Here is a 22,202-nt window from a genome sequence, read left to right on the forward strand (position 1 = left end):
TCAATCCCTCGGGGTCGCAACCCCATCCTCCACATGAAAAAATTTGGCCTGTCCGTGCAGCGGCGCAAACAGCGCCGGATCTGTTCCAGTCATCCAGGCCTGAGCCCCAAGGCCCAGCAATTCGTTGAACAGGGCCTCGCGCCGCTGTTCGTCCAGATGCGCCCCCACCTCGTCGAGCAGCACCACCGGGGCGGCGTCCCGCTCGAAGGCCCGCATTCGGGCATCGGCCAGAATCACCGCGATCAACAGCGCTTTTTGCTCGCCGGTTGAACAGAGGTGGGCCGGCAAATTCTTGACTTCGTGCCGCACATCCAGATCCGAACGATGGGGGCCGACCGACGCCCCGCCCCGTTCCGCGTCACTGGTGCGACCGCGCACATAGGCGACCCGCAGCCGGTCCTCGGCCTCCAGGGCCGGACCCTGTTTCAGCCAGTCTTCCAGCGCCCCGTGCAGGGCCAGGGCGGCGCGGGGAAACGGGCCGATGGCCAGAGCGCAGGCATCATTGAGCCGATCCACCATGTCCTGGCGGGCGGCGACAATGGCGACGCCACGGGTCGCCAGGGTGTCTTCAAGCCCCGACAGCCAAGCCGGATCGGGCCGCCGCCCGTTTTCCAGGGCATCGCGCAGCAGCCGCCCGCGCTCGCGCAGGGCGTGATCGTAGGCGGTCAGCCGCCCGGCATGGGCCGGATCGAAGCCGAACACCAGTTGATCCAGAAAACGCCGCCGCGCCCCCGGGCCGTCCTGGAACAGCCGATCCATCTGCGGGGTCAGCCAGACCGCGTTGAAAACCTCGGCCAGTGCCGCCTGATTGCGTGCCGCCTGACCGTCGATTCGCACCAGGCGCTTTTCCTTGCCGTCAGGGGTGACTTCCAGGCCGGTGCCCAGATCCATGGGGCCGGCCGGGGTCTGCACATGGGCCGCCACGGCCCAGGAGCCCAGGCCGCTGGCCCGACTGGGTTCGCTCAGTTTGACCCGGCGCAGGCCGCGTCCGGGCAACAGAAACGACAGGGCTTCCAGCACATTGGTCTTGCCGGACCCGTTGGGGCCGGTCAGCACCACCGGCTCGCCGCCGGATTCGAAACGCTGAAAGGCGTAACAGCGAAAGTCGGACAGGGTCAGCCGGGTGACGGCAAGACGACCGCCGCCGAGAGATGTCCTGGAGCGGTGGTCAGACACGGGGCCCGGCTCCCTGGTTTCGGCCGCCATCCGTATGGTCATGGATGCGGAGGCCTCATACGCGCATCGGCATCAGCACGTAGATGGCGCTGGCATCGTCGGCGTCGCGCAAAATCGTCGGGGACGCCGGATCGGACAGGGCCAACTGGGCGCTGTCGCCCTCCACCTGTTGCAGGATGTCGAGCAGATACCGTGAATTAAAGCCGATCTCCACTGCTTCTCCAGCGTAGGAGATTTCCACTTCTTCAGTCGCCGAACCGGCGTCGGGGCTCGACGCGGTCAGGGTGAGGGTGCCGGAGGCAATGCCCAGCTTGATGGCGCGGGATTTCTCCGCCGAAATGGCCGACACACGGTCAACCGCCTCGGCCAGCAACCGCCGGTCCACATCCACCAGCTTGTCGTTGTTTTGCGGAATCACCCGTTCATAATCGGGGAAGGTGCCGTCGATCAGTTTCGAGGTCAGCACCGCCGAATCAAAGGCGAAGCGGATTTTGGTCTCGGACAGGGAAATGGCCACGTCGTCGCCGGTCTCGTCGATCAGTTTGCGCAGTTCGGTGACCGTCTTGCGCGGCACGATGACCCCCGGCATGCCCTCGGCTCCGGGCGGCAGCGGCACTTCGACGCTGGCCAGCCGGTGACCGTCGGTGGCCACGGCGCGCAGCACGTCGACTCCTTCGCGCTGCGCCGCGTGCAGGTAGATGCCGTTAAGGTAGTAACGGGTTTCCTCGGTGGAAATGGCGAATCGGGTGCGGTCGATCAGGCCGCGCAGTTCCCCCGCCGACAGGGCGAAGACATGGGGCAGGTCGCCACTGGCCATCAGCGGGAAATCGGCGGTCGGCAGACAGGCCAGGGTGAAGCGCGACCGTCCGGCCCGCAGGGTCAGTTCCGAATCGTCGTCGGAAGTTTCCATCGCCACCTGTGCGCCGTCCGGCAGCTTGCGCACGATGTCATGCAGGGTATGGGCCGGGGCTGTGGTGGAACCCGGGGAGTCGACCGCAGTCTCGAGGGTCTCCACCATGTCCAGGTCCATGTCGGTGGCGTTCAGCGCCAACCGGTTGTCCCCGGCCTCAATCTTGACATTGGACAAAATGGGAATCGTGGTGCGGCGTTCGACGACGCTCTGCACATGCCCCAAAATCTTAAGCAGATCAGCACGTTCTAAGGTGATTTTCATGAGTTTTCGAGAATCTGTCTATGAGCGGTTGAATGGGCGGCTTTCACATGAATCGCCGCCCCGATGGGGGCGTCGACAAAGGGACGTCATTATAGGCGGAAAGCCCCTGAAATCCGAAGCAAAAACATCGCCGACGTGGGATCAGCCGCCGAGCATGCGCCGCAGCAGGGACACGTCCTCGGAGAAACCGGCGTCCAGGTCGCACAGTTCGTCCACTTTGCGCACCGCATGCATCACCGTGGTGTGGTCGCGACCGCCAAATTTCCGCCCGATTTCAGGCAACGAGCGGGTGGTCAATTGCTTTGAAAGATACATCGCCACCTGGCGCGGACGGGCGACCGCCCTGGCCCGGCGGGCCGAATGCATGTCGGCCAGCTTGATGTTGAAATGTTCGGCGACTTTTTTCTGGATTTCCTCGATGGTGATGCGGCGGTTGTTGGCGCGCAGCAGGTCGTGCAGCACCTCCTGGGTGCTCTCGACGGTAATGTCGCGACCGACCAGTTGGGCATGGGCGATGACCCGATTCAGGGCCCCTTCCAGCTCGCGGACGTTGGAAGTGATCTTGTGGGCCAGAAATTCGTTGACCCGCGGCGGCACTTGCAGGCCCATGTGCTCGGCCTTGGATTGCAGGATGCCGAGACGTAATTCGTAGGTGGTGGCATGGATGTCGGCCACCAGACCGCAGCCGAGCCGCGACTTGAGCCGTTCCTCCATGCCCTCCAGATCCGACGGCGATTTGTCGGCGGAGACCACGATCTGCCGCCCCTGATCGACCAGCGCATTGAAGGTATGGAAAAATTCTTCCTGGGTCGATTCCTTGCCGCTGATGAACTGCACGTCGTCAATCATCAACACATCGACCGAGCGGAAATGCTCCTTGAAATCCACCGCCCGCTTCTCGCGCAGGGCGCGGATGAAGCGATACATGAACTTTTCCGCCGAGAGGTAGACCACCCGGCGGGTGGGGTCGTTGTCGCGGATATGGGCGGCGATGGCGTGCATCAGGTGGGTCTTGCCCAGACCGACGCCGCCATACAGAAACAGCGGATTGAACGACACCTCATGGGCCGAGGCCACCCGGTTGGCGGCGGCATAGGCGAATTCGTTGGGCTTGCCGGTGACAAAGCGCTCAAAGGTGAAGCGCGGGTCGAGCGGCACGCTGATGCCCTCGTCCATCTGAACCAGCGCCGCCGCGGCTCCCGCCTCGGCCTGTCCGGCCTTCGGGGACTCGATCATTGGCCGCGATTCGGGGGTGACGGATTCGCGCAACACCGACGGGGTGCGACTCTGCTGCACCACCACGTCGATGGCGCGGACGTTGGGATTCTCCTCGCCCCAAAAAGCGCGCAGGCGATCCGCATAGTGGTCCAGCACCCAGTCGCGCATGAAGCGGGTCGGGGCAGCCAGCCGCACCAGACCGACATCGGCCCCATGCACCGCCATCGGTTTGAGCCAGCTGCGGTAAGCCGCTTCGCCGATTTCGCCGCGCATGCGCTCGCAAACCCGCGTCCACTGGCCGTCCAATAAGGTTCCGTCACCATCCATGGTCATTCGCCCTTCTCAGCCCCGTCGCCGACCCGCGCCCACCCGCGGTGATCCACAAATTCAGCCCTCACTTCGTGCCACCTTCCCCCCCGGACATTTATGACAACCGTCACATTTCCATGTGTCGAAAGCCGACAAATACACTCGATGGCATAAGGGCTGATTACAGTTCTGGATCAGTCGATGTTGTGACCTACTCCCTCCCAGACTGCGCATATAAAGTTACTATAGCGCGCTCATTTCGAGAAATACTTTGATTTTATATTATAGTATCTCGAATTTTATTGAATTTTACAAATCCCCCCACTTGCGGGCAAGATTTTCCGCTTCATGGGACTGCCAATTTTTCCTGTATTCCTTGTTTTGGTCGATTGATGTCTCACCCCCGAACATCCTCTTTGTGTACCCTGAGTGACGTTCCGATTCAACGCTATCCTGACCGGTTCAGTGCAAATAAATGGCTTGACTCAATGTCCCCACCGGAGTCCTTCGCGTCAACGTTTTGAAACAAAAAGCCGCGCCTCCAGGGCACGGCTTTTGAAACATAAATGCACGTATTCGTTTAAGCGCCGAGGGCCTTGATGCGGGCCGAAAGGCGCGACAGTTTGCGGTCAACGGTATTGCGCGCCATGACGCCCTTGGAGACGCCCTTGTGCAATTCCGGCTGCGCGGCCCGGAAAGCGGCCTGCGCCTGCGCCGCATCGCCACCGGCAATGGCGGCCTCGACCTTCTTGACGTAGGTGCGAATGCGGCTGCGCCGAGCGCGATTCAGCTCGGTGCGGTTTGCGGTTTGCAGGATGCGCTTTTTCGCGGACTTATGATGAGCCATATGAACAATCCGTATCTTTATGCGTCAGGTGTGACGGAGGGCGGGTTTATATCGTCCGCGCCGGGTTCCGTCAAGGGGCGGAATGGGCGAATCCGTGTTATCGCATTTGACCGAGGATGGATCGAGCGAGGCCGTTGGGGCGCGGCGGCGAGGGCGGTAACCACCGACAGGACCGCCGGAGCGCTTTACCGTCGATGACGATCACACCGTCACCGGCCTCGCCCAGTTCCTCTGCGAAGCGATCATCAGAGCCTCAAGAATTTCCTGCCGTTTTGCATTTCCCGTCTGGGGATCGGGAATATCGGCATAAGTAGTCATATACCAAGACACCCCATCGCCTCCATGTGTGAGGCGGCACTGCAATCCATTTCAGCCGATCAGGATACCCAGATTGTTCAAATGCGATCCCCCCTGGAGGTCGAATCCGCATAATGCTTTACAGTATATCAGTCAAATAGTATACGGACGAAAAGGAACCTTTGAACCCAGGAACGCACCATGGCAAGGGAGAGAAATTTCCACGAATCCCTCGCCCGGCGCGACCACGTTCAGGGCAGCTCTGATCGCTCATTCGGCCTTGTCTTTGCAGTCTTCTTCGCTGTTATCGGGCTATTTCCCCTGATCGGGTATGGTCAACCGCGTCTCTGGGCGCTGGGAATTGGAGCCGGTTTTCTGATCGCGGCGTTGACGATTCCCAGGATTCTGGCCCCCCTGAACCGGATTTGGTTCAAATTCGGCCAACTGTTGCACGGTATCGTCAACCCGATCATCATGGGCCTGGTTTTTTTCACCACGTTAACACCCATTGGCCTACTGATGCGCCTGTTCGGCAAAGACCCTCTGCACCGCAGGCCGGACCCGGGACTTTCCAGCTACTGGATTCACCGGGATCCTCCGGGGCCGGACCCAGCCACCCTGACCAAGCAATTCTGACTGGAACTGCGATCATGAGTTTTCTGAGTGAGTTGTGGGATTTTCTAAAATCCCGAAAGAAATTCTGGCTGCTGCCGATCATCGTCATGATGGCGGTATTCGGCGGGTTGCTGATCGTCAGCCAGGGCTCTGCGGTGGCTCCGTTCATCTACACCATCTTCTAGAGCGGGATGAATTTAGGTTGGTCCATATCCGGCGTTTCTGACGAGGTTGGCGCATTCCTGCGGCGGGAAGGCATCGAGTAGCCTTCCGATGGCCTCGCAGAGCGCATCGACGGTGCGCGCGGCCTCCTTGCGCAGCAGATGCTTGAGTTTGGCAAAGACCTGCTCGATGGGGTTCAGGTCGGGGGAGTATTTCGGCAGGAAGAACAGCTTGGCACCCGCGCCTCGGATGAGGCGGCGGATGGCTTCGCCCTTGTGGCTGCCGAGATTGTCCATGACCACGATATCGCCGGGCTTGAGGGTGGGGATGAGCACCTTCTCGACATAGACCCGGAAGCGTTCGCCATTGATCGGCCCGTCGAGAACCCAGGGCGCCTCAATGCGGTCGTGGCGGAGCGCGGCGAGGAAGGTCATGGTTTTCCAGTGGCCATACGGCACCTTGGCGTCGAGCCTTTGGCCGACCGGCGCCCATCCCCGGAGCGGCGCCATGTTGGTCTTGGTCCAGGTTTCGTCGATGAAGACTAGGCGATCAATGGCCACCCGGTCCTGATACGCCTTCCACTGTTCACGCTTACGCGCCACGTCGGGCCGATCCTGTTCCCTGGGAAGGACGCTTTTTTTTGAAACTCAGTTTTTCGGCATGCACGAATTCCCAGACGCTGCGGTAGTCGACCATCACCTTGCGCTCGGCCAGTTCCGCCACCAACCCACGCAACGTGAAGTCCTTCTCCTTGCACCGCTGGATAAGCCAATCACGGTGTTCTCCTCGGATTGTCTTCGGCCGGTTCCCTCCCATCTTGTCGGGCGCAACACTGCCCGTCTCGCGGAAACGGGTCACCCAGCGGATGACCGAACTGACACCAACGGCAAACCGCGCCGCGGCCTGGTGCCGAGAGAGGCCGCCTTCCTCAACGGCGGCGACCACACGCTCGCGGAGATCGTTCGAATAGGGTTTCGTCATCCATACTGGCCTCCTTTTCCAGCCAGTATGTTGAATCAGAATTGCGAGACTTTGGGAATCCCCTTTCGATTCACTCCGGCTTCATCCCGCTCTAGGGATTCCCTTGGATGCGCATCCTGGGCCTTTCCGCCTATTATCACGATAGCGCCGCCGTCCTGGTTGAGGACGGACGCATCGTCGCGGCGGCCCAGGAGGAACGCTTCACCCGCAAGAAGCACGATGCCGGATTTCCACACCAAGCCATCACTTATTGCCTGGAGGAGGCGGGGCTTTCTCTCGGCGAGGTGGATTTTGTCGCCTTCTATGACAAGCCGTTTCTGAAATTTGAGCGGTTACTGGAGACCTACCTGTCCTTCGCCCCGCGCGGGTTCGCCTCGTTTCGTATGGCGATGCCCGTCTGGCTGCGAGAGAAGTTGTTCCAAAAGGACCTGTTGGGCAAGGAGTGCAAAAAGTTCGACCCGAATTTCGATTGGGCGCATCGGCTGCTGTTCAGTGAGCATCACCTGAGCCACGCGGCGGCGGCTTTCTATCCCTCACCCTTCGAGGAGGCCTTGGTGCTGACTATGGACGGGGTCGGCGAATGGGCCACGACTTCGGTCGCCATCGGTCGCGGCAACGACCTGAAAGTGATCAAGGAGCTGCACTTTCCTCATTCCCTGGGTCTGCTCTATTCGGCCTTCACCTATTACACGGGATTCCGGGTCAACTCCGGCGAGTACAAGGTGATGGGTCTGGCTCCCTATGGCGAGCCGAAGTACGCGGACCTGATTCTCGACAAACTCATCGACGTCAAGGAGGACGGCAGTTTTCGTCTGGACCAGAACTATTTCGACTATTGCACCGGATTGCGCATGACCAACCGGCGGTTTGACGCGCTATTCGGGCGTCCGGCACGCCAACCGGACAAGGAGCCGCTGGAGCAGTTTCACATGGACATTGCGGCGTCCATTCAACGGGTGACCGAACAAGTGGTGTTGCGCCTGACCCGAGCCCTTGCCACCGAATACAACATCCCCAATCTCTGCATGGCCGGGGGCGTGGCCCTGAACTGTGTCGCCAACGGCCATGTCCTGCGCGACGGGGCCTTCGCCGACCTGTGGATTCAACCCGCCGCAGGAGATGCCGGTGGGGCTCTGGGAGCCGCCCTGGCCGCCTATCACCTGCACAAGGGTCAGCCGCGCCGGGTTTCCGGCTCCGGCGATGCCATGCGGGGTTCTTATCTAGGGCCGCAATTCGCCCAGACGGATATTGAAACTCGGCTGACCGCTGCCGGGGCGCATTTCGAAGTGCTGGACGAGGAACCGCTGCTGGATGCCACGGCGCGCGCTCTGGCCGATGAACAGGCGGTGGGCTGGATGCAGGGCCGCATGGAATTCGGCCCGCGCGCCTTAGGCGGGCGCTCCATCCTCGGTGACCCGCGTTCGGCAAGCATGCAGAAAACCTTGAATCTCAAGGTCAAATACCGGGAAAGCTTCCGACCTTTTGCGCCCTCGGTACTGCGGGAGGATGTGGCGGACTGGTTCGACCTGGACGGGGATTCCCCCTACATGTTGCTGGTCGATACGGTCAAAAAGGACCGCCGACGGGAAATGACGGCAGACGAGCAGGCACTGTTTGGCATCGACAAGCTGAACGTGCCGCGTTCGGACATTCCGGCGGTCACCCACGTGGACTATTCGGCGCGCATTCAGACGGTGCACGCCGAGACGCATCCTCGTTATCACGCCCTGTTGACCCGCTTCAAGGAACTGACCGGCGTTCCGTTGCTGGTCAATACCTCCTTCAACGTGCGCGGCGAACCCATTGTCTGCACGCCAGAGGATGCCTTTCGTTGCTTCATGGGCACCGATCTCGACCTGCTGGTGGTCGGTAACTGCCTGCTCCGCAAGACCGAGCAGGACCCCGCCCTGCGCCGCGACTACAAGGACGCCTTCGATCTGGATTGAGGGACTCAGCCCTACAGTTGCCAGAATCCGGCGAACCTGTTACCTCTGATCCTTCCTCTCGGTCGTTGGAGATTGTTGCGCCCGTGCCGCTCCTGAACCCGGATCATACCCCGCAGGGACCCCGTTTGTGGGATCGGTTGTATCAATCGTTTCTTTATCAGTGGACGTTGGGCACCCGTGTGCCGACGACCCTGGAACTGCTGCCGCCTGATCCCTGGTTTGGCGATCCGGCGCGCGGTCAGGAACTGCTGAACGGCATTCTGCCGCTGACCGGCGGTCCGTCGGTCCCCCTGACCACCGGGCCCTGGCCGACCGATCCGGACCATCGCAGCGCCGCCCAGGCCTGCCATCAATTCGGCTGGCTGCGCGACTTGCGTGCCCTGGGCAGTGGGCGCGGACGGACGGTGGCGCGCGGCCTGATCGAGGTCTGGGTGACCCATCACGGGCGCTATGATCCCTATGCCTGGCGACCGGAAGTGGTCGGGGCACGGCTGGCCAACTGGCTGATGTCCTACGAATATCTGGTGTCCGGCGCGGCGGCGGAATTTCCCGGCCTGTTGTTGGCCTGCATCGGGCGTCAGGTGCGCCACCTGCGACGGGTGGCCGCCAGCTCAGCCACCGGGCGGGGGGCCTTTGCCTGCGCCAAGGGGTTGATCCTGGCCGGTCTGACCCTGTCGCGGCAGAATTTTCTGGAAACCGGGCTGGCCTTGCTGGAACAGGAGGTGGCGCGGCAGATTCTGCCCGACGGCGGTCATCTGGAGCGTTCCCCGGCGGCCTTGTTTGAGGTGCTGCAACATCTGATCGAAATTCGTGCCGCGCTGATTGCCTTTCAGACGGAAGTCCCCGCCGCCGTGCAACGGGGCATTGATCGGGCCACGCCGGCGCTGCGCGGCGCCCTTCTCGGGGATGGCACCCTGGCCCGTTTCAATGGCGGCACCGAGCGCGACGCCGACGAAATCGCCGCCGTGCTGGCCCAGGCCGATGTGCGCGGCCGCCCCATGGCCCATGCGCCACACAGCGGATTTCATCGTCTCACCGCCGGTCGCACCTGCATCGTCCTGGACGCCGGGCCGCCACCGCCGCCGGGGGCCGACCGGGCGGCCCATGCGGGCACCCTGTCGTTCGAGATGACGACGGGAAAAAACCGTCTGGTGGTCAATTGCGGGGCCCATCCGCAACCGGAAAATCCGTGGAATCATGTGCTGCGAGCCAGCGCCGCCCATAGCACCCTGGTGGTCGATGACACCAATTCGTCGGAACTGGTGGCGGGTGGCGGTCTCGGCCAGCGGCGCCCGGATCTGGTGCCCTCGCGACACCATCAGCAGGATCGCTGCACCCTGGTCGAAGCCTCCCACGACGGCTACGAGGCGGTGTTCGAGCTGACCCATCACCGGATGCTCTACCTCTCCGCCGATGGCGACGACCTGCGCGGCGAGGACCTGTTGGAGGGGCCGGGCGGCGAACGCTTCGCCCTGCGCTTTCATCTGCATCCGAAAGTTCAGGTTTCATTGGTCGAGGGCGGACAGGCGGCGTTGCTGAAAATGCCGCGCGGGGCGGGCTGGCGGTTTCTGGCCAACGGCGGCCCGGTGACCCTGGAGGACAGCCTGTACATGGACTCCCGGGGCGACAGCCACCACAGCCAACAGATCGTCGTCAGCGGCCTGCTGCGCGGTCAGGGGGTGCGGCTGAAATGGCGCATGCATAAAATCGGCGGCAAATAGGCGTCTACCAGGCCGTCCAGCCGCCATCCACGGTCAGGGTCTGGCCGGTCACGTAGCTGGCGGCATCGGAGGCCAGATAGAGCACCGCCCCGACGATTTCCTCGGCCTCGGCCATGCGTCCCAGGGGCGTCCGTGCCGCATAGGCGGCCTTGAAGGCGGCGTTCTGACCGCTGTCCACACCGCCTGGCACCAGAGAGTTGACCCGAATGCCGTCCTTGGCCCAATAGGTGGCCAGATATTGCGACAGGCCGATCACCGCCGCTTTCGAGGCCGCATAGACGGCCGGGGTGTTGATCGGTCGCCCCAGATATTCCGATCCGGCATAGATGCGCTGGTCGGGGGCCGAGATGCCGTAGATGGAGGCCGTCTGAATGATCGAACCGCCGCCGCCCCGGGACAGCATATGGCGGCCCACCGCCTGGGCCATCAGGAACATGCCGTCGATATTGACCGCCATGACCTCGCGCCAGGTCTCCAGGCTGTAATCCTCGAACGGGGCCAGAAAGGCGTCGAGGCTGCGGGATTTGGTCGCCGCGTTGTTGAGCAGCAGATGAATGGCGCCGAAATGATCCACTGCCCGGGCCACCGTCTCGCGTACCGAGTCCGGGTCGCTCACATCCAGGGGCAGGGCCAGGGCACCGGGAATCCCCTCGGCCACCGCCCGGGCGGCCGCATGGTCCAAATCGGCGACCACCACCCGCGCCCCGGCCCCGGCCAGCCCGTGACAGAACCGCTGTCCGAGAATGCCCGCCCCGCCGGTGACCAGGGCGACCCGTCCGTCGAGCCGAAAACGATCAAGGGCAGATTCGGCCGGGCTCATGGGCGGGACATCCTTTCGCGAAACAGGCTTTCGACCAGTCGGAAATCCAGCTCCGTGTCGATATCCACCGAGCGTTCCTCGGGCATCACGTACAGCCGGGTATCGTCGCGAATCACCCGCGAATCGTCGCGGAACATGGATTCGTGGGTCCAAACATAGATCGAGGCGTTGAGATCATAACAAATTGGCGCGTCCTGGCGTCGGACCAGGGCTCCATCGGGAGTCTTGGAGAGATGCACGAAGCCCTGGGCGTCCGGCTCGACCAGATTGAAATAGGGGGAGCGCCGGGCCGGGGTGCCGCTGATCAGATTGCCGCCGGGCCCGGATTCGAGCTGTTCGACGGCGGCCCGGATATCCGAGGCCAGGCGCAGCGGCGAGGTGGCGTCCAGATCGACGAAGGTGTCGAACGGCGTGTCGTGGCGGCCTTCGACGATCTCCGCGCAATGGCGGATGCTCGGCAGTTTGCCCGCCGTGTCGCTGGCCAGTTCGTCGGGACGCGCCACCAGTTGGGTCGCCCCCCAGATTTGCGCCATTTTGAGGATTGCCCAACTGTCGCTGCTCACCGCCACATCGTCGAACAGGCCGGACTCCAAGGCCTGTTCCAGGGTATGGGCGATCAGCGGGCGGCCTTCGAGCATGCGGAGGTTTTTGTTATGCACGCCCTTGCTTCCGGCGCGGGCGCAGATGCTGCACAGGCGTTTCATGGGGCGACCCAGCTCCTTTCGCTCAAGGCGCGCTCGGCGGCGGCGATCAAGTGCGTGACGGCGAGTCCCTGGGCCTGATCGCAGGCCAGCCCGCCGCCGCTCAGGACATCCTCGTGCAACGCCGCATAGGTGCTGTCCCGTTCCAGCTCGAAGCGGGTTCCGGCAAGGGTCCCGGCGATCAAATCCGCCTCAAGAGTGCCTTCCGAGGTCTGCATCAAAATGTTCCGTCGGGCTGGCTGGTCCAGGTAATTCAGATGCACGGAGACCACCGGACAGCGTTCCGTTTCCACCAGCAGGGTGACCAGATCGTCGCTGTCAATGTCCAGGTCGCTGACCTGTCCGCCAAGCGCCGTGACCCGCCGCCAGGGACCGAACAGCCACAGCAGCAGATCCAGTTCGTGACTCAGGTCGCGCAACACGCCGCCGCCCTGCTCCCGGCGGGCCGAATAGCCGTCCCGGTAATCCCGCTGCGGTCGCCAGTCGGGCAGATATTGGCCCACATGAAACTGACAGCCAAACACCGACAGTCCGTCGAGCCAGCGGCGCAGTCCCTGAATGACCGGATGAAAGCGCAAATTATAACCGATCCGCAAATCGGCGAAGCGATGCCCGGGCAGCGTTGCCGGGGCATGAAGAAACGGTTTCTCCACCAGCACACGCCCCCTGAACCCAGCCTCGGCGGCTTGAGTCAGGTCCGAAAGATGTTCATCGGTGCGACTGGCGATCACCAGCAAGTCCGGTTGCCAGCCGGACAGGCCCTCGCTCAAAGTGGTGAATTGCCGATCGAAAACTCCGGGCCGACGGCTGACCACCGCGACCTCCAGGCCGCGTGCCGCCAGCAGCCGGGCATGGCGGGCCCCGATGGCCCCATGCCCCACCACCAGGGCGCGGCTCATTTGAAGACCTCGTGATATTCCGCCTCGGCTTGCAGGAAGTCATCCACCCGGCCCACGTCCAGCCAATATTCACGCACCGGAAAGGCGGCCACATGCTCGCCCCGCGCGATGGCCTCTTCCAGCAGGGTCGGCATGTCGAGAGGTTGGCCGGGGGGGATGCGGGCGACCAGTTCCGGCTCCAACACATAGATACCGCCATTGACGAAAAACGAATGCACCGGCTTTTCGACAATTTGAGTAATGCGCTGGGCATCGAGCTGGACTACGCCGAACGGCACCTGGACGTCGTACTCGCGCACGCAGACCGTCGCCATGGCCTTTTGTTCCTGATGATACTCCAACAGGCTGCGGAAATTCACCTTGGTCAGCACATCCCCGTTCATCACGATAATCGGACGGGTCGGCGGCGCGGGGAGCAGGCCGAGAGCCCCGGCGGTGCCCAGTTTATCCTGTTCCTCCAGATAGTCGATTTGAACGCCCCACTGGTGCCCGTCGCCGCAATAGGCGCGGATCTTATCGGCCAGATAATTGACCGAAAGGAAAATGTTCTGAAAATTCTGCTCGGCGAAGGCCCCGATGATGCTTTCCAACAGTGGCTTCGGGCCGACCTTGAGCAACGGCTTGGGCGTGGTTTCGGTCAGGGGGCGCAAACGCATGCCCAGGCCCCCGGCCATTACCACCACCCAGTTGGGCAAGGGACGGGGAGTGACCAGTTCCTCCCGTATGCTCAAGCCGACCACATGACCCTGACTGTCGACCAGCGGGACCTGACGAATGCTGCGTTCGGACATCAGTTGCAGCAATTCCACCGGGTCCCCGTCCGGGTCCCAGACCAGCGGCGTCGAGCAGATTACGTCGGTCACCGGCGCATCCAGGCCCTTGCCACGCAGGATGCCGCGCCGGATATCGCCATCGGTCAGGGTGCCGATCAATCGTGCATCGTCATCAAGCACCAGACAGATTTGCAACGCACTGGTTTCGAGCACGCGGATCGCCTCGCCGAGACTGGCCGTGTGCGGCGTCAGGGTGTTTTTCCAGTGCTTTTCCAAGGGATCAGTTGTCCACGGGGGCCGCGGGATTGCCGACCACGGTGGTTCCGGCGGGCACGTCGCTGACCACCGTTGCCCCGGCCCCGACCCGGCAGTTTTCGCCGATGCGGACACCGGGCAGAATGGTCGCCCCGGCCCCGATCAGGGTTTCCGCGCCGACCGAAACCATATGGGCCAGCACTGCTCCCGGTCCGATATGGGCGTGATCGCAGACCACCGAATCGTGATCGACGATGGCTCCGGTATTAACGATGGAATTGAGCCCGATACGCGCCCCGGTCTGAATGACCGCGCGGGCCATCACCTGACAGCCTTCGGACAGGTTCGCCGTGCGCGACAGCACCGCCGTGGGATGAATCAGCGACAGATTGCGAAAGCCCTTGGCCTGGGTCATGTAAAACAGTTTGCGGCGGATGGTGATGGAGCTGACACCGATGGCGGTCAGCACCCCGGCGCTGGTAATGTCGTCGAGCATTTCGTCGCCGCCGATGATCCGATGTCCCATCAGGAACGAGCCGCGAAGATCCTTGTTGCTGTCGAGCAGCGCCACCACCTTGTCCCCCAACAAGCGCAGCGTATCCACCACCACTTTGGCATGACCGCCGGCACCGACGACCACTACGTACTTATTCATGCCAATACCTCCATTACCGCTTTGATGACGTCCTGTTGCGACTCCTCCGAAAGATCCGTCGAACAGGGCAGGGTGAGCACAAGCTGCCACATTCCGTCGCTGACCGCCATGGGGCTGCGCGGTGCGTCGGCATAGGGTTTTTGCAGATGCATGGGTTTCCAGAATGGACGACTCGCGATATCCCGTTCGCGCAGGGCGGCGCGGACCCGGTCGCCATCTGGATGACGCGCCGGATCGAGCAGCAGGGCGGACAGCCAGCAGGCGCTTTCCACCTGTTCCGGGCAAGGCAGGACCCGCAAACCGGTGGCCGCCGGAAGGAGAAGGTCGTAATTGGCCTGCACGCGGCGCTTGGCTCCGAGGAACTCACCCAGCCGTTCCACCTGGGCACAGCCCACGGCAGCTTGCACATTGGTCATCCGGTAGTTGAAGCCCGGCATGTCGTGGTCATAGCCGGTACCCACTCGCGCGGTGGTGCTCAGGTGCCGGACTTTGGTCATCAGGGCCTGATCATCGCCCAGCACCATGCCGCCGCCGCCAGCGGTGAAGGTCTTGTTGCCGTTGAACGAGACGACGGAGAGATCGGCCCCCATCTCGCCCAGGAATCGGTCCTTGTACAAGGCCCCCAGGGCCGCCGCGCCATCGGCCACCACCGGCAGTCCGTGGGCGCGGGCCAATTCCACCAGAGCATCCATGTCCGCCGGTTGACCGAGGGCGTGCACCGGCATCAGGGCCGCCACCCGTTTGCCGCTCGGCTTGTGGATCAGTTGGCCTTGGTCGGTTTTCGTATGAACGGCCAGTTCGCGGGCCAACAGGTTGGGGTCGAGGGTCAGGCTGTCCGCCCCGATATCCATCAACCAGGGCGTGGCCCCGCATTGGTGAATGGCGTTGGCGCTGGCGATAAAGGTGTAGCTGGACAGAATCACCAGATCTCCCGGTTGCACGCCGACGGCGGTCAGCGCCACATGCAGTCCGGCCGTCCCCGAGGCGGTGGCGACAGCGTGGGAAGATCCGGCGGCGGCGGCGGTCAAATCTTCCAGGCGGCTGACAAAAGGCCCAACGGAAGAGACGAAGCCACTGGCGATGCAGTCTTGCAGATACTGCGCCTCTCGGCCCGAAAGATTGGGAATGGCGAGCGGAATCACGGCACGGCTCCTGTTGCAGGGGCGGAGACTCCCGACCCGTTTCCCGATTATCGGCGGATGACCCCAGAGGAGCAAGACCGATCAATCCAGATCGAAGGCGTCCTTGTAGTCGCGGCGCAGGGCGGGGTCCTGCTCGGTCTTGCGGAGCAGGCAGTTACCGACCACCAGCAGGTCGAGATCGGTGCCCATGAAGCAACGAAAGGCATCCTCTGGCGTGCAGACAATGGGTTCGCCGCGCACGTTGAAGGAGGTATTGACCAGCAACGGAACGCCGGTCAGTTCCTTGAAGCGGGTCAACAGGGCGTGATAACGAGGATGCGTCTCGGCGTGCACCGTCTGAATGCGCGCCGAATAGTCCACGTGGGTGACCGCCGGAATGTCCGAACGCGGCACGTTCAGCTTGTCGATGCCAAACAGTGCCTGCTCGTCTGCCGTCATTTCCCGTCGGCGGTCCTTTTTGACCGTATCGACCAGCAACATGTAGGGGGAATCCCCGTCCAGGTCGAACCAGTCCGCCACATCCTCCCGCAGTACCGAGGGCGCAAAAGGTCGGAAGCTTTCCCGGTATTTGACCTTGAGATTCAAGGTTTTCTGCATGCTTGCCGAACGCGGGTCACCGAGGATGGAGCGCCCGCCTAAGGCGCGCGGGCCGAATTCCATGCGGCCCTGCATCCAGCCCACCGCCTGTTCATCGGCCAGAGCGCGCGCCGTGGCATCCAGCAGCGGTTCCTCGTCCAGCACTTCGAAATGCGCCCCGGCAGCGGTCAGCCGAGTTTCAATATCCGTCTGGGCGAATTGCGGCCCTAGATAAGAACCCCGCATGGCATCGCCGGAGCCGGAAACCCGGCGCGGCTGACCCTTGTGCAGGTGATAGGCGGCCAGGGCGGCTCCCAGAGCCCCACCGGCATCTCCTGCGGCGGGTTGAATCCACAGGTCGGCGAAGGCCCCGTCGCGCAGGACATGGCCGTTGGCGACACAGTTCAGGGCCACGCCCCCGGCCATGCAGAGATTGGGGATGTTGTATTCGGTGGCAAGGGCTCGGGTCAGGCGCAACACCACTTGTTCGGTCACCCGTTGAATGGACGCCGCAATGTCCATGTGAAACTGCTCCAGCGGCTCCTTGTCCGGTTGGCGTGCCGGACGCCCGAATAGCGCGTCAAACCGCCGGTTGGTCATGCGCAATCCGGTGCAATAGTCGAAATAGTTCTGGTCCAGACGAAAACTGCCGTCCTCCTTGACGTCGATGAGTTTGTCGAGAATCAGGTCCGCGTACTTCGGCTCGCCATAGGGAGCCAGACCCATCACCTTGTACTCGCCGGAGTTGACCCGGAATCCCGTGTAATAGGTGAAGGCCGAATAGAGCAGACCCAGGGAATGAGGAAAGTGCAGCTCCTTGATCACTTTCAGGTCGTTGCCGCGACCGATGGCGACCGAAGTCGTGGCCCATTCGCCGACCCCGTCCATAGTCAGCACCAAGGCCTCCTCGAAGGGTGAGGGATAGAAAGCCGCCGCCGCGTGGCTCAGGTGATGCTCACTGAACAGCAGCCGATGCGCCCAATCGAAATTCGGGTCGAACTTTTTGCACTCCTTGCCCAACAGGTCCTTTTGGAACAACTTCTCTCGCAGCCAGACGGGCATCGCCATACGAAACGAGGCGAACCCGCGCGGGGCGAAGGACAGGTAGGTCTCCAGTAACCGCTCAAATTTCAGAAACGGCTTGTCATAGAAGGCGACAAAATCCACCTCGCCGAGAGAAAGCCCCGCCTCCTCCAGGCAATAAGTGATGGCTTGGTGTGGAAATCCGGCATCGTGCTTCTTGCGGGTGAAGCGTTCCTCCTGGGCCGCCGCGACGATGCGTCCGTCCTCAACCAGGACGGCGGCGCTATCGTGATAATAGGCGGAAAGGCCCAGGATGCGCATCCAAGGGAATCCCTAGAAGATGGTGTAGATGAAGGGGGCCACCGCAGACCCTTGACTGACAATCAGCAATCCGCCGAATACCGCCATCATGACGATGATTGGCAGCAGCCAGAATTTCTTTCGGGATTTCAGAAAATCCCACAGTTCGCTCAGAAAACTCATGATCACTATTCCAGTCAGAATTGCTTGGTCAGCGTGGCCGGGTCAGGCCCCGGAGGATCCCGGAGGATCCAGTAGCTGACGCGCGCCGGGTCCGGTCTGCGGTGCAGTGGATCCTTTCCGAACAAGCGCATCAGTAGGCCAATGGGCGTCACCGTGGTGAAAAAAATCAAACCCATGATGATCGGGTTGACAATGCCATGCAAGAACTGCCCGAATTTGTACCACAGCCGATTGAGGGGGGCCAGAATCCTGGGAATCGTCAACGCCGCGATCAGAAAACCGGCTCCAATTCCCAGCGCCCAGAGACGCGGTTGGCCGCCCCCGATCAGGGGCAATAAAGCGATAACAGTGAAGAAGATCGCAAAGACAAGGCCGAATGAGCGATCAGAACTGCCCTGAACGTGGTCATGCCGGGCAAGGGATTCATGGAAATTTCTTTCCCTGGCCATGTTGCGTTCCTGGGTCCAAAGGGTTCTCGGTGGGCCTATCCGCGCTGTGTACTATTTCGCATCAGCGGAGTAAAGGCTTAAGGGGAATACGCTGTCTCTTCGGGGCTATTTCTGGGTGGGGTCGCTGACCATTGGACTTTACGCCACCCCGGTGGCGCGGCATTATCCGGCCTGAGGAGATCCCCCATGACCATCCCCCCTGAATCAAAGGCTTCCAGCCCCCGTGAAACAGTCCGTCCGATGTTTCGTTGGCTGCCTGTGGCCGCCCTGCCGTCTTTGGTTCTCGCGATGTTCTGTTTCCTGGTGGTTCATGGGTATTTGAACGCGCATGGCTACCGGCTCGGCGAGATTTCCCAGTTGAAGACAGGGGCCTTGGGTTTGGTCGGCGTTCTTGGGATTTATGCCCTGTTATCTCTGTTCAGCCGCCGCGTGCGATCCTTCAATAACATTCTCATCCTCAATATTCTGCTGGTGTTGGCGGGGACGGAGGCCATTCTGCGTGTGATGCAGGAACGACTGCCGTTCTCCATCGTCGAAATGCTGCCCAATACGGATCGGGAGCGTTTGTTGACGCAGCGCGGGATTTTCACGGTCGCAGGAATTTCGGGCGACGGCATGCTGTATAGCTGGAAACCGAATTTCGAGCTTTCGAGTCTGCCCTGGGTCAAGGTGGATGCCAACGGTTATCGAAATCCCGAAATTCCGGGCCGACCGGATGTGGTCTTGCTGGGGGATTCGGTAACCATTGCCCAGAACAGTGAACAGGACATGGCCGATGTATTGCGGCAAAGGGGGTTGTCGGCTCTCAATCTCGGCTTCAGTGGGTATGGACCGTTTCATCAGCGGGATGCGTATCGCAAATACGTTCTTGATACCGGACTCGAACATCGTGCCGTTGTAATCAATTTTTGTTTTTGTAACGATGTGACCGACGCTCAATCCTATGAACAACTATCCAGGATCGGGGGTGATTGGCGTAATTATCTGGGAACGACCGTCAGCAAGAACGCCTTTCCTTTTGGCTTCGAGCCGCCTTGGACTGTTTCGATCCTGTTTAATCTGCCCTTTACGGTCGTTCAGAACTATCGCAATGCGCAAAACCGGATCGCGGCGCGGGAAGAACTGGTCCTGAAACTACCCCGGGGTGAGATTTCCGCGACCGACTGGATGTTGCCTCGGAAGGCCCGGGGCCTCGACGACCAGGACTGGAGCCCGGCCCTGGACGCACTCGGGGATATCATGAGCCTGGCCCGAACCCACGGGGCCTCGGTGGTGCTGGCCTATTACCCGGACCTCAGTCAGATCTATCTTCCCTATTTTCAGGAATCCAGTCCGTTCAGAAAGGCCGCTCAGGCGGATTACAAGGACGCCCTGGCACGGCTTGGCCGACTGGCTAAAAGCCAGGGGGCGGCTTTTGTAGATTACACGCCCGGCCTTCAGGAGGGAACCGGTGAGTCCCGCGCAACCAGTGCCAATTCAGATTATCACCCCAATGACCGGGGTGTTGCGATCATGGCCGAAACGGTACTTCCCATATTGCGGAGCCTGCTGGGAACAGCGGCTAATAATAATTAAATCGCGTTGAAAGCGTCCGGGAGATTGGTTAGTTTCCCGGCACCTCTCCCCTCTCAGATCCAAGGCAAACTTCATGGCTGAAAAGATTACCGCGAAGGGCGTCGTCGTCGCTCTCCTGATCGGGTTGGTTTTCCTGTTGGCTCTTTCCGAAGTGTTTCTTCGGGTGCTGATGCCCCATTGGAACGAGTTCTACAGCGGTCGTTTCATGACCCGGACCCTGGTTCCGAACCATGGGATCGTGCCCATCGGAGTCCCGGGATTCGACGGCTATTTCGCGCAAAGCAATGGGGATTTCAGGGCGCGCATCGTGGTCAACGAATTTGGCTTGCGCAATGACGAACCGGTGTCGGCGGCCAATGATCGGGTCTGGGTGGTCGGCGATTCCATGACCTTCGGCTGGGGGATCGAGCGGGATCAGATCTTTACAGCAATTATAGCCGCCGAGAGTGGGCGTCCGACCTATAATGTGGCCAGCCCCGGAACCGGCATTTGTGGGTATCAGGCCCTGCTGGCCCGCATGCCGCAAGAGGTCAAACCCAAAGCCGTGGTGCTCGGTCTGGTCCTGGAAAACGATATTCTCATCGACGATTGCGCCGCTGAAGCGCGGTTGGCCGAGCACAACAGCCAAGATCCCACCCACGAAGCAGAGTCTGATCCGATCTCCCTGCCCTTGATCAAGGGGATACTGATCCATAATTCCGCCCTCTACAATTTTCTGACGGTGGCGGTGAAGCGGGTCAACTATCTACGGGAATTCCTGACCGATATTGGCCTGATTGAGCGGGGGCATGTGTATCACCGCGCCATCGACGAAACCTCCCTCGAACGGTCCGTCGCCGAATCGATCAAGGGACTGGTCGGCGTGCGGGACTTGGTGCCGGAGGGAACGCCCTTTGCCATTCTGATCGTTCCGGCGCGGTTTGAAATCCGTGACGGCGATCCGTTCTACGCGAAGATGCGGGCCGAACTGACGGCGGGCCTGATGGCCGAGGGCTTTCCCATCATTGATCCCTTCGAGGCGTTTGTCGCCGCCGGGTTCGAGCCGACCCATTTCGCCCATGACGGCCATTGGTCGGCCCTGGGGCATCAGATTGCCGGTACGGCGGCAGCTCAATGGGTCAAAACGCTGCCCCAATAACAATACCGGCTACGTTCCTCTGCGACTCGCTACAAAATAAGGGAATTGTGGGGTTGACGTTCATGGATTGAACAGTGTAGTGTTCGCGCCGTGAACAAGAATGGGTTCGAAGGCCCCATGACATCCGGCAGCAAATCAGACGCGGTGACGCAGGATCAGGCGGAAATCACCATCGGCATTCTCTCGGCCATTGAGCAGGACAGCCGGGTGACCCAGCGATCCTTGGCGCTGGAAATGGGGATCGCCCTGGGCATGGCCAATGCCTACCTGAAGCGCTGTGTCAAAAAGGGCTTCGTCAAGGTCTCTCAGGTACCGGCCAACCGCTATGCCTATTACCTGACCCCCAAGGGGTTCAGCGAAAAAAGCCGACTGACCGCGGAATATCTCTCCCAGTCGTTCAATTTTTTCCGTGCCGCGCGCCACGAATGCACCGAACTGCTGGGGCGTTGTGCTGAGCGGGACTGGGCTCCGGTGGCGCTGGTCGGGTCCGGCGATCTAGCCGATGTGGCCTTGCTTTGTGCGCGCGACGTGGACATTGAACTGGCGGCGGTGATTGAGGTTGCGACTTCCGAGGACGGCCCGTTTCATGGATTGCCCCGGGTCATGGGTCCGGAAGCGGCGGCGCAATACGGGGCGGTGCTGATTACCGACATGCAGACCCCGCAGGAAACGTTTGACCGGCTCACGGGCATCCTGCCAGACGAGCGTCTGTTGGCCCCACAGTTTTTGCATATCAGCCGCCAGGGGGACCGCCGATGATCCGCTGGTACGCCGTCCATACCCATGCCCTGGCCGAGGAAAAGGCCCGCTATCACTTGGAAAACCAGGGCTTTACCGTCTATGTGCCGCGCTTTTTGAAACAGCGCCGCCATGCCCGCCGCACCGACTGGATCAAGGCTCCGTTATTCCCGCGCTACCTGTTCGTTGCCATGGACACCGCCAAAGCACGCTGGCGGGCGATCAATTCGACCCTCGGGGTGGCCTATCTGGTCGCCAACGGCACGGCGGCCCCGTTGCCGGTCCCGGCGGAAGTGATCGACGGCATTCGAGCCCGCGAGGACGAAAACGGCTTGGTGGCCCTGGATCAGGCGGCCCGTTTCAAGAGAGGCGAACCGGTGCGGATCACCGAGGGCGCTTTCGGTGATCATGTGGGTCTGTTCGACGGCATTGACGACAAACACCGGGTGCGGGTTCTACTGTCCTTGATGGGGCGGCAGGTCCGGCTCCGCCTTTCCGAGGGGATGGTCGGCCAGTTGGCCTGACCCCA

Annotated in this window: 22 protein-coding genes; 8 read left to right on the forward strand and 14 right to left on the reverse strand. The window is 61.7% G+C overall.

Annotated features, from left to right (window positions below; translation table 11 throughout):
- The 4 genes from recF to rpsT all read right to left on the reverse strand — a co-directional run bounded on the left by recF (position 1) and on the right by rpsT (position 4,724).
- Entirely contained in the window at positions 1 to 1,176 is a 1,176-nt protein-coding gene (recF, locus tag ACYQ1P_RS06865) for a DNA replication/repair protein RecF (RefSeq protein ID WP_460019599.1), read from the reverse strand.
- A gap of 55 nt (positions 1,177 to 1,231) precedes the next feature.
- Positions 1,232 to 2,350, reverse strand: coding sequence for a DNA polymerase III subunit beta (gene dnaN / locus ACYQ1P_RS06870; RefSeq protein WP_460019600.1), 1,119 nt, complete (start codon positions 2,348 to 2,350; stop codon positions 1,232 to 1,234).
- Between the two features lie 141 nt (positions 2,351 to 2,491).
- The gene (dnaA, locus tag ACYQ1P_RS06875) at positions 2,492 to 3,895 is read right to left on the reverse strand and encodes a chromosomal replication initiator protein DnaA (protein WP_460019601.1); all 1,404 of its coding nucleotides are present in this window, start codon (positions 3,893 to 3,895) and stop codon (positions 2,492 to 2,494) included.
- A 562-nt stretch (positions 3,896 to 4,457) separates the two neighbouring features.
- Positions 4,458 to 4,724 (reverse strand): 30S ribosomal protein S20, encoded by a 267-nt coding sequence (rpsT, locus tag ACYQ1P_RS06880; protein ID WP_460019602.1) that lies wholly within the window; start codon positions 4,722 to 4,724, stop codon positions 4,458 to 4,460.
- 498 nt (positions 4,725 to 5,222) lie between these two features.
- On the opposite strand from rpsT, the gene ACYQ1P_RS06885 reads away from it, so the two are divergent.
- Positions 5,223 to 5,657 carry an SxtJ family membrane protein gene (locus tag ACYQ1P_RS06885; protein ID WP_460019603.1) on the forward strand — a complete coding sequence of 145 codons (435 nt, stop codon included), beginning with the start codon at positions 5,223 to 5,225 and terminating at the stop codon, positions 5,655 to 5,657.
- Between the two features lie 14 nt (positions 5,658 to 5,671).
- Positions 5,672 to 5,821 (forward strand): DUF5989 family protein, encoded by a 150-nt coding sequence (locus ACYQ1P_RS06890; protein WP_460019604.1) that lies wholly within the window; start codon positions 5,672 to 5,674, stop codon positions 5,819 to 5,821.
- Positions 5,822 to 5,833: 12 nt separating this feature from the next.
- Here ACYQ1P_RS06890 and ACYQ1P_RS06895 read toward each other — a convergent pair.
- Positions 5,834 to 6,779 (reverse strand): IS630 family transposase gene (locus ACYQ1P_RS06895; protein ID WP_460018340.1). Its coding sequence is split into 2 segments (ribosomal slippage): positions 5,834 to 6,439 and positions 6,441 to 6,779, totalling 945 coding nucleotides; the frame shifts between segments, so codons are not numbered across the junction.
- Positions 6,780 to 6,886: 107 nt separating this feature from the next.
- Here ACYQ1P_RS06895 and ACYQ1P_RS06900 point away from each other — a divergent pair.
- Entirely contained in the window at positions 6,887 to 8,725 is a 1,839-nt protein-coding gene (locus tag ACYQ1P_RS06900) for a carbamoyltransferase family protein (RefSeq protein ID WP_460019605.1), read from the forward strand.
- A gap of 83 nt (positions 8,726 to 8,808) precedes the next feature.
- Positions 8,809 to 10,446 carry a heparinase II/III family protein gene (locus ACYQ1P_RS06905; protein WP_460019606.1) on the forward strand — a complete coding sequence of 546 codons (1,638 nt, stop codon included), beginning with the start codon at positions 8,809 to 8,811 and terminating at the stop codon, positions 10,444 to 10,446.
- A gap of 4 nt (positions 10,447 to 10,450) precedes the next feature.
- On the opposite strand, the gene ACYQ1P_RS06910 is transcribed toward ACYQ1P_RS06905, so the two are convergent.
- The 9 genes from ACYQ1P_RS06910 to ACYQ1P_RS06950 form a co-directional block, all read right to left on the reverse strand.
- Positions 10,451 to 11,266: an SDR family oxidoreductase gene (locus ACYQ1P_RS06910; protein WP_460019607.1), complete on the reverse strand. Its 816-nt coding sequence runs from the start codon at positions 11,264 to 11,266 to the stop codon at positions 10,451 to 10,453.
- Positions 11,263 to 11,970, reverse strand: coding sequence for an acylneuraminate cytidylyltransferase family protein (locus ACYQ1P_RS06915; RefSeq protein WP_460019608.1), 708 nt, complete (start codon positions 11,968 to 11,970; stop codon positions 11,263 to 11,265). Before ACYQ1P_RS06915 ends, ACYQ1P_RS06910 begins: the two co-directional genes overlap by 4 nt.
- Complete coding sequence (locus ACYQ1P_RS06920; RefSeq protein WP_460019609.1) at positions 11,967 to 12,866, reverse strand: Gfo/Idh/MocA family protein; 900 nt, start codon at positions 12,864 to 12,866, stop codon at positions 11,967 to 11,969. Before ACYQ1P_RS06920 ends, ACYQ1P_RS06915 begins: the two co-directional genes overlap by 4 nt.
- Positions 12,863 to 13,915 (reverse strand): nucleotidyltransferase family protein, encoded by a 1,053-nt coding sequence (locus tag ACYQ1P_RS06925; RefSeq protein WP_460019610.1) that lies wholly within the window; start codon positions 13,913 to 13,915, stop codon positions 12,863 to 12,865. Before ACYQ1P_RS06925 ends, ACYQ1P_RS06920 begins: the two co-directional genes overlap by 4 nt.
- A 4-nt stretch (positions 13,916 to 13,919) precedes the next feature.
- Positions 13,920 to 14,549: an acetyltransferase gene (locus ACYQ1P_RS06930; protein WP_460019611.1), complete on the reverse strand. Its 630-nt coding sequence runs from the start codon at positions 14,547 to 14,549 to the stop codon at positions 13,920 to 13,922.
- A complete protein-coding gene (locus ACYQ1P_RS06935; protein WP_460019612.1) occupies positions 14,546 to 15,691 on the reverse strand; it encodes an aminotransferase class I/II-fold pyridoxal phosphate-dependent enzyme in 1,146 nt (381 codons plus the stop codon). Before ACYQ1P_RS06935 ends, ACYQ1P_RS06930 begins: the two co-directional genes overlap by 4 nt.
- An 81-nt stretch (positions 15,692 to 15,772) precedes the next feature.
- Positions 15,773 to 17,611 carry a carbamoyltransferase family protein gene (locus tag ACYQ1P_RS06940; protein WP_460019605.1) on the reverse strand — a complete coding sequence of 613 codons (1,839 nt, stop codon included), beginning with the start codon at positions 17,609 to 17,611 and terminating at the stop codon, positions 15,773 to 15,775.
- A gap of 12 nt (positions 17,612 to 17,623) precedes the next feature.
- Positions 17,624 to 17,773 (reverse strand): DUF5989 family protein, encoded by a 150-nt coding sequence (locus tag ACYQ1P_RS06945; protein ID WP_460019604.1) that lies wholly within the window; start codon positions 17,771 to 17,773, stop codon positions 17,624 to 17,626.
- A gap of 14 nt (positions 17,774 to 17,787) precedes the next feature.
- Positions 17,788 to 18,222, reverse strand: a complete 435-nt coding sequence (locus tag ACYQ1P_RS06950) for an SxtJ family membrane protein (protein WP_460019613.1) — start codon at positions 18,220 to 18,222, stop codon at positions 17,788 to 17,790.
- A 186-nt stretch (positions 18,223 to 18,408) separates the two neighbouring features.
- Between ACYQ1P_RS06950 and ACYQ1P_RS06955 the strand changes: the two genes are divergently transcribed.
- From ACYQ1P_RS06955 to nusG, 4 genes are all read left to right on the forward strand, one after another.
- Positions 18,409 to 19,797: an SGNH/GDSL hydrolase family protein gene (locus tag ACYQ1P_RS06955; protein WP_460019614.1), complete on the forward strand. Its 1,389-nt coding sequence runs from the start codon at positions 18,409 to 18,411 to the stop codon at positions 19,795 to 19,797.
- Positions 19,798 to 19,870: 73 nt separating this feature from the next.
- Positions 19,871 to 20,935, forward strand: a complete 1,065-nt coding sequence (locus ACYQ1P_RS06960; protein ID WP_460019615.1) for an SGNH/GDSL hydrolase family protein — start codon at positions 19,871 to 19,873, stop codon at positions 20,933 to 20,935.
- A 117-nt stretch (positions 20,936 to 21,052) separates the two neighbouring features.
- Entirely contained in the window at positions 21,053 to 21,694 is a 642-nt protein-coding gene (locus tag ACYQ1P_RS06965; RefSeq protein WP_460019616.1) for a winged helix-turn-helix transcriptional regulator, read from the forward strand.
- The gene (gene nusG, locus ACYQ1P_RS06970; RefSeq protein WP_460019617.1) at positions 21,691 to 22,197 is read left to right on the forward strand and encodes a transcription termination/antitermination protein NusG; all 507 of its coding nucleotides are present in this window, start codon (positions 21,691 to 21,693) and stop codon (positions 22,195 to 22,197) included. Before ACYQ1P_RS06965 ends, nusG begins: the two co-directional genes overlap by 4 nt.
- The last annotated feature ends 5 nt before the right edge of the window (positions 22,198 to 22,202 follow it).

The sequence above is a fragment of the Magnetospira thiophila genome, assembly GCF_054657015.1.

Excerpts from the sequence above, each read along its gene's own strand:
- ACYQ1P_RS06960 (WP_460019615.1), top strand. The coding sequence starts at position 19,871 with ATGGCTGAAAAGATTACCGCGAAGGGCGTCGTCGTCGCTCTCCTGATC.
- ACYQ1P_RS06955 (WP_460019614.1), top strand. The coding sequence starts at position 18,409 with ATGACCATCCCCCCTGAATCAAAGGCTTCCAGCCCCCGTGAAACAGTC.
- ACYQ1P_RS06950 (WP_460019613.1), bottom strand. The coding sequence starts at position 18,222 with ATGGCCAGGGAAAGAAATTTCCATGAATCCCTTGCCCGGCATGACCAC.
- ACYQ1P_RS06945 (WP_460019604.1), bottom strand. The coding sequence starts at position 17,773 with ATGAGTTTTCTGAGCGAACTGTGGGATTTTCTGAAATCCCGAAAGAAA.
- ACYQ1P_RS06940 (WP_460019605.1), bottom strand. The coding sequence starts at position 17,611 with ATGCGCATCCTGGGCCTTTCCGCCTATTATCACGATAGCGCCGCCGTC.
- dnaN (WP_460019600.1), bottom strand. The coding sequence starts at position 2,350 with ATGAAAATCACCTTAGAACGTGCTGATCTGCTTAAGATTTTGGGGCAT.
- ACYQ1P_RS06910 (WP_460019607.1), bottom strand. The coding sequence starts at position 11,266 with ATGAGCCCGGCCGAATCTGCCCTTGATCGTTTTCGGCTCGACGGACGG.
- ACYQ1P_RS06965 (WP_460019616.1), top strand. The coding sequence starts at position 21,053 with ATGACATCCGGCAGCAAATCAGACGCGGTGACGCAGGATCAGGCGGAA.
- ACYQ1P_RS06915 (WP_460019608.1), bottom strand. The coding sequence starts at position 11,970 with ATGAAACGCCTGTGCAGCATCTGCGCCCGCGCCGGAAGCAAGGGCGTG.
- ACYQ1P_RS06930 (WP_460019611.1), bottom strand. The coding sequence starts at position 14,549 with ATGAATAAGTACGTAGTGGTCGTCGGTGCCGGCGGTCATGCCAAAGTG.
- ACYQ1P_RS06900 (WP_460019605.1), top strand. The coding sequence starts at position 6,887 with ATGCGCATCCTGGGCCTTTCCGCCTATTATCACGATAGCGCCGCCGTC.
- rpsT (WP_460019602.1), bottom strand. The coding sequence starts at position 4,724 with ATGGCTCATCATAAGTCCGCGAAAAAGCGCATCCTGCAAACCGCAAAC.
- nusG (WP_460019617.1), top strand. The coding sequence starts at position 21,691 with ATGATCCGCTGGTACGCCGTCCATACCCATGCCCTGGCCGAGGAAAAG.
- ACYQ1P_RS06920 (WP_460019609.1), bottom strand. The coding sequence starts at position 12,866 with ATGAGCCGCGCCCTGGTGGTGGGGCATGGGGCCATCGGGGCCCGCCAT.
- dnaA (WP_460019601.1), bottom strand. The coding sequence starts at position 3,895 with ATGGATGGTGACGGAACCTTATTGGACGGCCAGTGGACGCGGGTTTGC.
- ACYQ1P_RS06890 (WP_460019604.1), top strand. The coding sequence starts at position 5,672 with ATGAGTTTTCTGAGTGAGTTGTGGGATTTTCTAAAATCCCGAAAGAAA.
- ACYQ1P_RS06885 (WP_460019603.1), top strand. The coding sequence starts at position 5,223 with ATGGCAAGGGAGAGAAATTTCCACGAATCCCTCGCCCGGCGCGACCAC.